Raw genomic sequence first — 11,690 nt, forward strand, 5'->3', positions numbered from 1 at the left:
TCCCCCCCTCTTTCTCCCCCCCCCCCCCCCCCCCCGCGACCGCCGGACAGGCAACCGCGGAACCGCACGGCGGCGCCGCCCGTCCAAGGCGCGTGCTGTCGCTGATTCCTCGCAGAGCGGTGTCGGCGTCGCCGCCGACCACCCTCTCCGCCGCCTGCGACCGGCAGCACGCCGCCGTCGGCGCACCCCCCTTCGAGAGCGTCGGCGGCGGTTCTCCGGCAGCACCGGCAACACCGTCACGCTCCGCGAAGCCCGGCCCACGCCTGGCGGGTACGGGTCCGGGCGGGCCACTCTGTACGCGCATCACGGGGACGGGGGAGTTCATGCGCCGAGGCGCGCTGCCGAAGGCGCTGCTGGTGTGCGCGGTGTTGGCGGGGATGTACACGCTGACCGCGTGTCAGGGGGCCGGGCACGCCGAGGCGAAGGCGGCCGCCGCCTCCACCGGAGGCGGCCCCACCCGGTCCGGGCAGGGACCGGTGTTCCTGGAGGCGGAGGAGTGCGCGAGCCGGGGCCGGGCCGCCACCGCCATCGAAGAGGTGCCGTGCACGGGCCCGGCGGCCGCGGCGAGGGTGCTCGCCCGCTTCAACGGCCCGCTGGCGAAGGGCCCGCGCTGCCCGTCCGCCACCGACTACGTCCTGCACATCACCGCCGTGGACGGCGTCTCCGAGGAGGACAGCGCGCCCGAGGGCTACGCGTGCATGCGCAATCTGCGGCCGCCGCACCCGGGCGACCCCGGCATGGGCGGCGGCCCGCTCACCGTCGTCGGCGACTGCGTGTACACCGAGCGGCGCGGCGTGGTGAAGGAGACCGCCTGCGACGGCTCCCCCGCCCGTCCCCCGGAGTACCTGGTGACACGCACGGTCCGCACCCGCGCCGACTGCCCGCCGTCGACGGCCCTGTACGTACAGGTCGGCGGCGGGGCACCCGTCGGGTGCGCCCGCCGCCTGGCCTGAGGGACAGGCCCTGTCAGAGGTGTCCGGCAGCCGTCACGGCCGCAGGGTCTGCTCCCGCTCGACGCTCTGGCGGTCGAGCTTCGCGTCGTAGGGGGCGAGCGGCTTGGCGCGCGACTCGTCCTTCTTCACGGCCGCGGGCGCGACACCGGCCCATTCGAGGACCTCGGCCGTGGCCTTGATCCGCTCGTCGGCGACGAGCTGGGAGATGTTCGAGCCGTGGTTGCCGCCCGGTGCGTAGAAGCGGTAGTCGTCACGGGCCGCGGCGCGCTTGCCGAGGCGGAACGGCTCGCCGCTCCAGGGGTCGTTCTGTCCGTAGACGAAGAGCATCCGGGAGCTGTCCTCGCGCACCCAGCGGTCCACGTCGGCCATCGCGCCGCGCTGGAAGCGCATCGGGATGTCACGCGGCACGTAGCTGCGCGGCTGGTAGATCCCCGGGTAACGGAGGAGCCCCTTGAGGTGCGGGGAGTCGAAGGTGGGCGCGCCGAGCTGGGTGCCCGCCTGGTAGTAGTACGGGGTGAAGCGCTCCAGGCCCTGGTCGGTGTAGGCCGAGAAGCCGGAGATGTCGTCGACGAACTTGTAGAGGTCGTCCGTCGAGGCGTTTGTCGCGGGGACCGTCTTGCAGTCGCTCTGCAGGTGGTACTGCCAGAAGGCCCACACCAGGTCGAGGACGACGTTCTCGTACGCCTTGTCGGCGCTGCCCACGACCTTGAAGGTCTGGCCGTTGGCGTCGGCCCACTTCTGGTAGCGGGCCACGATCTCGGTGCGGCGGACGAGCGCCTCGCGCTGGACCGAGTTGAGCTGGGTGCGGCAGGCCTTGTCACCGACGCTCGCGAAGAAGCGGTCGTAGGCCGAGTCCTCCTTGTCGGCCACGTCGTTGGGCGCGACGTAGGCGACGGTGCCGTTCATGTCGTGCGGGTAGAAGCGGCGGAAGTACGTCGCCGTCATGCCGCCCTTGCTGCCGCCGGTGGCCAGCCAGTTCTTGCCGTAGACCGGCTTGAGGGCCTGGTAGAGGCGGTGCTGGTCGCTGGCCGCCTGCCAGATGTCGAGCTTGCTCCAGTCCGCCGGCTGGGGCCGGGAGGGGGTGAAGAAGCGGTACTCCATCGAGACCTGGTTGCCGTCGACGATGCGCGTGGGCTCGCTGCGGCTGGGCGTCGTGGAGACGTTGTACCCGGACGTGTAGAAGACGGTCGGCCGGTCGGTGGCCTTGTGCAGCAGCGTGAAGCGCTGCTGGAAGGTGCCCTTGGCCTTGTTCCGGTGGTCGACCGGCTGGGTGTAGTTCAGCACGAGGTAGCGGTAGCCCTCGTAGGGCTTCTCCTCGACGAAACTCATCCCGGGAATCTTCAGGATGCGTTCCTTGATGTCCGGATCGGCGGCGGCCGTGGCCGTTCCCGCCGTCGCACCGCCGACACCGATGGCACCTATGAGCACCACCAGCGCCAGCAGCCATCTGAGCGCCTTGCGCATTCGCCCTCCCCTGGGTTCGCAAAAGTCGCCGCGAACCTACCGGGGGCGTCATCCGCCACGCCAGACTTTTCCCTCGACTGATCAACGACTGATCAGAGACCGGCCGCTGTCCGGCCGTCGCCTGATCACTGTCCGACCGCCGGCTGACCGGCGACAAGCGAAAGATGATCAACCGCTGCGCTGGACGTAACCGACCAGGGGAAGGACCCGCCCGTGGTCGTTCCGGCTCACCCCAGGACACCCGCCCGGGACGCCGGGACCGCCTCTCCGGTGAAGGTCCGCCACAGTTCGGCGTACCGCCCGTCCAGCGCGAGCAGTTCACCGTGCGTGCCGTCCTCCACGACCCGGCCGTGGTCGAGCACCACCACCCGGTCCGCGCGGGCGGCCGTGGTCAGCCGGTGGGCGACGACGAGGGTCGTGCGCTTGCCCGCCAGTCGGTCCGTGGCCTGGTTGACCAGGGACTCGGTGGCCAGGTCCAGGGCGGCGGTGGCCTCGTCCAGCAGCAGGATGTCCGGGTCGACCAGCTCGGCGCGGGCCAGGGCGATCAACTGCCGCTGGCCGGCCGAGAGGTTGCGGCCGCGTTCGGTGACCTCGTGCAGATAGCCGCCCTCCAGGGTGGCGATCATCTCGTGCGCCCCGACCGCCCGGGCCGCCGCCTCGACCTCGGCGTCGGAGGCGTCGAAACGGCCGTAGGCGATGGCGTCGCGCACGGTGCCGGGGAAGAGATACGGCTCCTGCGGGACGACGCCGAGGCGGTGCCGGTAGCCCGTCGGGTCCAGCTCCCGCAGGTCGTGGCCGTCGACGAGGACGGCGCCCGAGGACGGGTCGTAGAAGCGGGCGACCATCTTCACCAGCGTGGACTTGCCCGCGCCCGTCTCACCGACGAACGCGACCGTCTGCCCGGCCGGGATCGTCAGCCGGATACCGGCGAGGGCCTCCTCACCGTCGCCGTAGTGGAAGCGGAGGTCGTCGAAGACGATCTCGCCGCTCAGCTCCCGCACCTCGCGTGGCCGCTCCGGCGCGGGCGTCGTCGTCGGCTCGCGCAGCAGCTCCTGCACCCGGCCGAGGGACACGGTCGCCTGCTGATAGCCGTCGAAGACCTGCGAGAGCTGCTGCACGGGGGCGAAGAAGAGATCGATGTAGAGCAGGTACGCCACCAGGGCGCCCGCCGTCAGCGTGCCCTCGCTCACCCGGCCCGCGCCCACGATCAGGACCGCGGCGGCCGCGACGGACGACAGGAGCTGGACGAACGGGAAGTAGACGGATATCAGCCACTGGCCGCGGATGCGTGCCTGCCGGTAGCCGTCGCTGCGCTCGGCGAACCGCCGGGCGCCGGCGGCCTCGCGGCGGAACGCCTGGACGATGCGCAGCCCCGCGACGCTCTCCTGGAGGTCGGCGTTGACGCCGCCCACCCGCTCACGCGCCAGCTCGTACGCCTTGACGCTCTTGCGCCGGAAGACGACGGTGCCGATGACGAGCAGGGGCAGGGTCGCGAAGACGACGAGGGCCAGTTGCACGTCGATGACCACGAGCGCGACGAGGATGCCGAAGAAGGTGAGGACGGAGACGACGGCGGTGATCAGACCGGTCTGGAGGAACGAGCTCAGCGCGTCGACGTCGGTCGTCATCCGCGTCATGATCTTGCCGGTCAGCTCGCGCTCGTAGTAGTCGAGTCCGAGCCGCTGGAGCTGGGCGAAGATCTTCACGCGCAGCGCGTACAGCACGCGTTCGCCGGTGCGTCCCGTCATCCGCATCTCGCCGACCTGTGCCGCCCACTGTCCGATCACGACGGCGAGCGCGAGAGCGGACGCGGCCCAGACCGCGCCGAGCGCCGTGCGCTGGACACCCTGGTCGATGCCGTGCCGGATCAGCACGGGCAGCAGCAGACCGGCGACGGCGTCGACGGTCACCAGCAGCAGGCTCACCAGCAGCGGCCCCCGGAAGCCGCGCAGCAGCTGCCGCAGGCCGTAGTCCTTCTCGGGCCGTGCCGCCAGTTCCTCGTCGACGGCGGGGGTGTCCGACGCCGGGGGCAGCGCGGCCACCTTGGCCAGCAGCTCGGGCGTGGCGGGCATGCCGGCCAGGGACCCGTCCATGCCGTCGACCGCCGCCGCGCCGGCCGTCTCCTTGCGCACCCACAGGGCGGGGGTGACGCCGTCCACGCGCGCGTGCCCGACGGCCGCGGCCTCGGTGGCATCGGTGACGGCCGGGGCGGCCGTGCGGCCCGCGGGGTCCTTCTGCACGCCGCCGAGGGTGTCCGGGTCGGTCAGCAGGCGCCGGTAGGGCTCACAGCGGGCTTCGAGCTCCTGTGCCGTGCCGACATCGACGAGCCGGCCGCCGTCGAGGACGGCGATGCGGTCGGCGAGCGCCAGCGTCGACACCCGGTGGGCGATGAGCAGCGTCGTCCGGCCGGCCATGACGCCGCGCAGCGCCTCGTGGATCTCGTGCTCCACGCGCGCGTCGACCGCCGAGGTGGCGTCGTCGAGGAGCAGCAGGCGCGGGTCGGTCAGGATGGCGCGGGCGAGCGCGATGCGCTGGCGCTGGCCGCCGGAGAGGGTGAGGCCCTGTTCGCCGACCTTGGTGTCGTAGCCGTCGGGCAGGTCCGAGATGAAGCCGTCCGCCTGGGCGGCGCGGGCGGCGGCGCGGATCTGCTCGTCAGTGGCGTCCGGCAGCCCGTAGGCGATGTTGTCGCGGACGCTGTAGGAGAAGAGGAAGCTGTCCTCGGGGACCAGCCCGATCGCGGCGCGCAGCGAGGAGAGGGTCAGCTCGCGCACGTCGTGGCCGCCGACCCGTACCGCGCCGCCCGTCACGTCGTAGAAGCGCGGGAGCAGCAGGGAGACGGTCGACTTGCCGCTGCCGGAGGCGCCGACGACCGCGACGGTCTCGCCGGGCGTAAGGCGCAGGGAGAAGCCGTCGAGAACGGGACGGGCGGGGTCGTAGCCGAAGGTGACGTTGTCGAATTCGACGGTGGCGGGGGCGTCCTCGGGCAGGGCGCGGGCGTCCGGGCGCTCCTCGACGGCCGGTTCGGTGTCGATGAGTTCGAAGACGCGCTCGACTCCGGCGCGGGCCTGCTGACCGACGGTCAGGATCATGGTCAGCATCCGCACCGGCCCGATGAGCTGGGAGAGGTACGTGGAGAAGGCGACGAACGTGCCGAGGGTGACCTGGCCGCGGGTGGCCATCCAGCCGCCGAGGGCGAGCATGGCGACCTGGCCGAGCGCGGGCACGGCCTGCAGGGCGGGGGTGTAGCGGGAGTTGAGCCGCACGGTCCGCAGCCGCCCGGCGAAGAGCCTGCGGCTGACCTCGCGGAGCTTTCCGGCCTCCTGCGCCTCCTGGCCGAAGCCCTTGACGACCCGTACGCCCGTGACGGCCCCGTCCACGACGCCCGCGACGGCGGCGGCCTGGCCCTGGGCGTACCAGGTGGCGGGGAAGAGCTTGGTGCGGCTGCGCTGGGCGAGGAACCACAGCGCGGGGGCGACGGCGAGGGCGACGACGGTGAGCAGCGGGGAGAGGACCGCCATCACGACGAGGGAGATGACGAAGAGCAGGATGTTGCCGATCATCATCGGCAGCATGAACAGCAGGCCCTGGATCAGCTGGAGGTCGCTGGTGGCCCGGCCGACGACCTGGCCGGTGGAGAGTTCGTCCTGCCGCTTGCCGTCGAGCCGGGAGATCGACGCGAACATCTCGGTCCGCAGGTCGTGCTGCACGTCGAGCGCGAGCCGGCCGCCGTAGTAGCGGCGGATGTAGGTCAGGCCGTAGACGACGACCGCGGCGACGATCAGGAGCGTGGCCCAGGGGGCGAGGGGGCGCTCGTGGGAGCCGATGACGTCGTCGATGATGAGCTTGGGTATCAGCGGGACGAGGGCCATGACGGCCATGCCCGCGAGCGACGAGCCGAGGGCGAGCCATACCGTGCGGCGGTATCGCCAACAGTAGTGAGCGAGCCGTTTCGCCCAGCCCTGACCGGCGTCTTCCGCCGCACCGGTCGTATCCGTCGCCGCCACCCGAGACCTCCCGCTGTTCTCCACTGACGGAAGGCCCCAACGCTGTGGGCTGCGATTTTCATCCCATCGCAACAAAATGACCGGCGTCGGCCGGTACGGGACGAGCGCCGGACGGCTGGGGACCCCAGCCCGTCCGGCGCTCGAGGACGTGCCCGCAGGGCGCTCGCCGCCGCAGGCGGAAGAACCGGCCGGCACAGCCGGAGGCCCGCCGTTAGGCCGTGTCCGGCGGGTCGGGTGAACGGGCGCCGCGGCCCGTGCCGCCGCGCACCACCGCTGCGCGGCGGTGTCCTCAAACGCCGGACGGGCTGGTTCTGGCTGAGCCCAGCCGATTCCAGCCCGTCCGGCGCTCGAGGACGCGCCCGCAGGGCGCTCGCCGCCGCAGGCGGCAACGACGGCCCGCAGCCGAAGAACCGCCGGACAGGCCCTAGGCGAGAGCGTCGCGCGACGCCGCGATCTGCCGGGACATGATCGTCGTCAGCTCGTACGCCGCGTGCGACGCCGCCACCGACGTGATCTCGGCGTGGTCGTACGCCGGGGCGACCTCGACCAGGTCGGCGGAGACCAGGTTGCAGGAGGACAGACCGCGGATGATCTCCAGCAGCTCGCGGGAGGTCAGACCGCCCGCCTCCGGGGTGCCGGTGCCGGGGGCGTGGGCCGGGTCCAGGACGTCGATGTCGATGGAGATGTACAGCGGGCGGTCGCCGACGCGCTGGCGGAGCTGGTCGGCGATCTCGTCGACGCCGCGGCGCATGACATCCGCCGAGGTGACGATGCCGAAGCCCATCTTCTCGTCGTCGGTCAGGTCCTTCTTGCCGTACAGCGGGCCGCGCGTGCCGACGTGGGACAGCGCCTCGGTGTCGAGGATGCCCTCCTCGACGGCCCGGCGGAACGGCGTGCCGTGGGTGTACTCGGCGCCGAAGTAGGTGTCCCAGGTGTCCAGGTGCGCGTCGAAGTGCAGCAGGGCGACCGGGCCGTGCTTCTTGGCGACCGAGCGCAGCAGGGGCAGCGCGATGGTGTGGTCACCGCCCAGCGTCATCATGCGGGCGCCGGTGCCCAGCAGGTCGTCCGCCGCGGCCTCGATGGTCTCCACGGCCTCGTCGATGTTGAACGGGTTCGCCGCGATGTCACCGGCGTCCGCGACCTGCGCGAGGGCGAAGGGGGAGGCGTCCTGCGCGGGGTTGTACGGGCGCAGCAGACGGGAGGCCTCACGGATGGCGTTGCCGCCGAAGCGCGCGCCGGGCCGGTAGGAGACGCCGGTGTCGAACGGCACGCCGACGACGGCGATGTCGGTGCTGCCGACCTCGTCCAGCCGGGGCAGGCGGGCGAAGGTGGCGGGACCGGCGTAGCGCGGGATGCGGGAGGAGTCGACGGGGCCACGCGGTTCAAGGGGGGCGGGGCTGTTCTGGGGGGTCATGCGGGGGCCTCTCGAATCACGGACGAATTACGGTCGGGGCAACGTCGGGGCGGCAGTGGAGGACGTACCCGAGGGTAGGCAGGGCGACGGATTCCGCACATGTACGGATTGAAGGGTCCGGCCCCGCCATATGGACACGACGTCCATCGCGTGGGGGCGCCTCGTCCATCGTGCACACAACGCGGGGGAGAATGAGCCCATGTCGATACCCAGCCGTACCGCTCTGATCGATCATCTCGTCCGTACGCGCATCGCGGGAGACGTCGCGACGCCCCGTGAGAACAACCTCGACCACTATCGCAAGCTCGCGAGCGGTGATCGCCACTACTGGTTCGGGCTGGAATTCGGTGACCGCTGGACGGACGAGCAGGACGTGCTGGCCGTCATGGCGGAGCGCTGCGGCGTCAGCGACGATCTGGGCCACCGCGCCGGCCAGGACACCATCGACCCCGAACTCACGGTCGCGGCCCTGGACCGCATGGCCGCCGTGCTGCGCAAGGCGGCGGCGGGCCGACAGCGAGTGCTCTTCGCGACCGGGCACCCCGGCGGGCTGCTGGACGTGCACCGGGCCACGGCCGCCGCGCTGCGGGCGGCGGGGTGCGAGATCGTGGTGATCCCGGACGGGCTGACGGCCGACGAGGGGTACGTCTTCCAGTTCGCGGACGTCGCCGTCTTCGAGCGCGGGGCGACGCTGTGGCACACGCACTCCCCCGCCCCGATGGCCGCGATCCTCGACGGTCTCGCCCGGGAGGGGCGCCCGCTGCCGGACCTGGTCGTCGCCGACCACGGATGGGCGGGGTGCGCGGCCCAGCGCGGCCTGGACGCGGTGGGTTACGCGGACTCCAACGACCCGGCCCTCTTCCTCGCCGAGGCCGAAGGCACCCTCCAGGTGGCCGTGCCGATCGACGACCACGTCCACAGCCCGCGCTTCTACGACCCGATGACGGCGTACCTGCTGGGCGCGACGGGATTGGCGGCGCCGCGGGCCTAGCCGGCCGGGCTTCGGCTGCCGACCGCTGTGCCGCCTGCGGCGGCGGGCGCCCTGCGGGCGCGTCCTCAATCGCCGGACGGGCTGGTTGTGGCTGAGCTCAGCCAATCCAGCCCGTCCGGCGTTTGAGGACACAGCACAGCAGCCCGTCCGGCGTTTGAGGACACCGCCGCGCAGCGGCCGGTGCGTCCCACCCTCCGGACAGGCCCCATGGCCTAAGCCGTTTCCCCCGACTTGCCAGGGCCACCGTTCCACGCGCGGACGCACAGCCAGCTGCCTCCGTAGAGGACGGCGGCCTCGGCGAGCCGGAAGCCGATTCCGGACACCACCCGGGGCCCGCCGGTGAGTTCGACGATCCTGGTGTGCCAGAGGAACAGGGCTATGGCGCCGAGGACGATGCCGACGACGCCTCCGCCCATCAGCAGCACTCTGGTCACCATCGCCATGGGCGCCGGCGCGCGCGTCATCGCGGTTCCCTCCCGAAGTCGTTCCCAATGATCAGCTTCACGAGGGTACTTGGCTCAGCCGCGCGGGACCCGGACCACGCCTTCCTGGATGACCGAAACCGCCAACCGCCCGTCCTGCGTGAAGATCCGGCCCCTGGCGAGCCCCCGGCCGCCCTGGGAGGTCGGGCTCTCCTGGTCGTAGAGCAGCCATTCGTCGGCCCGGAAGGGCCGGTGGAACCACATGGCGTGGTCGAGGCTGGCCCCGACGACGTCACCGACCGCCCAGCCGCCGCGCCCGTGGGCGAGCAGGACGGAGTCCAGGAGCGTCATGTCGGAGACATAGGTGGCCAGACAGAGGTGCAGCAGCGGGTCGTCGGCCAGTTTGCCGTTTGTCCGGAACCACACCTGCGACTTGGGCTCGCGCGGCTCCCCCATGCTGGCGAACGGCGGCTCTTCCGCGTACCGCAGGTCGACGGCTCCGCGGGCCTTGAGGATCAGCTCCACGATGTCGGATCCGCCGAGCCGGTCGGCGTACTGGGGCAGCATCTCGGCCGCGGTGGGCAGGGTCGCCGGGTCCGGCGCCGGCGGCATCGGCTCCTGGTGCTCCAGCCCCTCCTCGTACGTCTGGAAGGACGCGGAGAGATGGAAGATCGGCTGCCCGTGCTGGACGGCCACCACCCGCCGGGTGGCGAAGGAGCGGCCGTCCCGGATGCGGTCGACGGTGTAGACGATGGGCACCTCGGGGTCGCCGGGGCGCAGGAAGTAGGAGTGCAGGGAGTGGGCGAGGCGGTCGCCGGGGACGGTGCGCCCCGCGGCGACGAGGGCCTGAGCGGCCACCTGCCCGCCGAAGACCCGGGGCACCAGGGTGGGGCGGCCGGTGGTGCCGCGGAAGATGTCCTGCTCGACGGTCTCGAGGTCGAGCTGACCGAGCAGATCGTCCAGGGGGGTGGGGGGCTCGCTCATGGGGCCGGTGGTTCCTTACGGGATGGGTGGGGTGGCCTACAGGCCCATCGACTTGGCGATGATCGAGCGCATGACCTCGCTCGTGCCGCCGTAGATGCGACTCACGCGGGTGTCCGCGTACAGGCGGGCGATCGGGTACTCCATCATGTAGCCGTAGCCGCCGTGGAGTTGGAGGCACTTGTCGATGACGGTGGCCGCGCGCTCGGTGGTGAAGAGCTTGGCGGACGCGGCGTCGGCCGGGGTCAGCTCACCGGCGTCGTGCGCGTCGAGGGCGCGGTCGACGACCGCCTGCATCGCGTCGACCTCGGACTTGCAGTCGGCCAGCACGAACTTGGTGTTCTGGAACGCGGCGACCGACTGCCCGAAGACGGTGCGGTCCTGGACGTACGCCTTGGCGAACTCCACGGCCGCGGCGGACTGGGCGTACGCGCCGACGGCGATGGCCAGCCGCTCCTGGGGGAGGTTGTGGCCGAGGTAGCCGAACGCCTTGCCCTCCTCGCCGAGGAGATCCTCCACGGGCACCTTGACATCGGTGAAGGAGAGTTCGGCGGTGTCGGAGGTCTTGAGGCCGAGCTTCTCCAGCTTGCGGCCGACCGCGTAGCCCTCGGAGGCGGTGTCGACGACGAGGATGGAGATGCCGCCGCGCCGGTCCTCGGGGGTGGGCGGGGCGGTGCGGGCGCACACGAGCACCCGGTCGGCGTGGACACCGCCGGTGATGAAGGTCTTCGCGCCGTTGAGGACGTAGTGCGTGCCGTCCTCGGAGAGCTTGGCGGTGGTCTTCATGCCCGCCAGGTCCGATCCGGTGCCGGGCTCGGTCATGGCGATGGCGGTCATCATGTCGCCGGAGACGAAGGAGGGCAGCCAGCGCCGCTTCTGCTCGTCGGTGGCGTACTTCAGGAGGTAGGGCAGGCAGAGCGCGGTGTGCACGCCGGCGCCGCCGAAGCTCACGCCCGCCCGGGCGCACTCCTCGGCGATGACGGCCTGGAACTTGAAGCTGGTCTCGCCGGCGCCGCCGTACTCCTCGGGCACCTCGATGCCGAAGACGCCCAGCGCGCCGAGCTTCTTGTAGAACTCGCGGGGCGCCGAACCCGCCTCGCGCCACTCGTCGTAGAACGGCACGACCTCGGCGGCGATGAAGTCGCGGATGGTTTCCCGGAACGCCTCGTGGTCCTCGTTGAACACCGTGCGACGCACAGCGCCTCCCCTCCCTGCGGCAGCCCAGCCCTAAGCGCTTGCTCAGGCCGAAAGCTACCGGTGGGTTGTCGGGGCTGTCCAGAGCCGGGCCCCTGCCGGGGGCTGCGGGAAAAACGCACCTCCGCTGCGCGGCGGTGGGGGGGAGGGGGGGGGGGGGGGGGGGGGGGGGGGGGTGGGGGGGGGGTGAGGGGGGGGGGGGGGGGGACGATGGGCTCGGTTTTCGGGGCGAGGGATTGGAGGGGGTGTATGGGGAGGGGAGGGAGG

The 11,690-nt window shown here is 72.0% G+C and carries 8 protein-coding genes; 2 read left to right on the plus strand and 6 right to left on the minus strand.

All coding sequences use genetic code 11. The annotated features are described in order from the left end of the window. Positions 1 to 323 precede the first annotated feature (323 nt). Positions 324 to 953, plus strand: coding sequence for a hypothetical protein (locus ACZ53N_RS34725; protein ID WP_469144764.1), 630 nt, complete (start codon positions 324 to 326; stop codon positions 951 to 953). A 33-nt stretch (positions 954 to 986) separates the two neighbouring features. Here the strand turns inward: ACZ53N_RS34725 and ACZ53N_RS34730 are convergent, their stop codons facing one another. The 3 genes from ACZ53N_RS34730 to speB form a co-directional block, all read right to left on the minus strand. Continuing rightward, the gene (locus tag ACZ53N_RS34730) at positions 987 to 2,417 is read right to left on the minus strand and encodes a S28 family serine protease (protein ID WP_469144765.1); all 1,431 of its coding nucleotides are present in this window, start codon (positions 2,415 to 2,417) and stop codon (positions 987 to 989) included. A 227-nt stretch (positions 2,418 to 2,644) separates the two neighbouring features. Then, complete coding sequence (locus ACZ53N_RS34735; RefSeq protein WP_469144766.1) at positions 2,645 to 6,421, minus strand: ABC transporter ATP-binding protein; 3,777 nt, start codon at positions 6,419 to 6,421, stop codon at positions 2,645 to 2,647. 424 nt (positions 6,422 to 6,845) lie between these two features. Continuing rightward, complete coding sequence (gene speB, locus ACZ53N_RS34740) at positions 6,846 to 7,835, minus strand: agmatinase (RefSeq protein WP_469144767.1); 990 nt, start codon at positions 7,833 to 7,835, stop codon at positions 6,846 to 6,848. A 199-nt stretch (positions 7,836 to 8,034) separates the two neighbouring features. On the opposite strand from speB, the gene ACZ53N_RS34745 reads away from it, so the two are divergent. Then, positions 8,035 to 8,826: a phosphatase gene (locus ACZ53N_RS34745; protein WP_469144768.1), complete on the plus strand. Its 792-nt coding sequence runs from the start codon at positions 8,035 to 8,037 to the stop codon at positions 8,824 to 8,826. 212 nt (positions 8,827 to 9,038) lie between these two features. On the opposite strand, the gene ACZ53N_RS34750 is transcribed toward ACZ53N_RS34745, so the two are convergent. The 3 genes from ACZ53N_RS34750 to ACZ53N_RS34760 are packed head-to-tail and all read right to left on the minus strand — an operon-like array spanning position 9,039 to position 11,426. Beyond that, positions 9,039 to 9,290, minus strand: coding sequence for a hypothetical protein (locus tag ACZ53N_RS34750; RefSeq protein WP_469144769.1), 252 nt, complete (start codon positions 9,288 to 9,290; stop codon positions 9,039 to 9,041). Positions 9,291 to 9,344: 54 nt separating this feature from the next. Beyond that, the gene (gene tesB / locus ACZ53N_RS34755) at positions 9,345 to 10,232 is read right to left on the minus strand and encodes an acyl-CoA thioesterase II (RefSeq protein ID WP_469144770.1); all 888 of its coding nucleotides are present in this window, start codon (positions 10,230 to 10,232) and stop codon (positions 9,345 to 9,347) included. Between the two features lie 36 nt (positions 10,233 to 10,268). Continuing rightward, complete coding sequence (locus ACZ53N_RS34760) at positions 10,269 to 11,426, minus strand: acyl-CoA dehydrogenase family protein (protein WP_469144771.1); 1,158 nt, start codon at positions 11,424 to 11,426, stop codon at positions 10,269 to 10,271. Between the last annotated feature and the right edge of the window lie 264 nt (positions 11,427 to 11,690).

It is taken from the genome of Streptomyces sp. NPDC033229 (assembly GCF_055576875.1).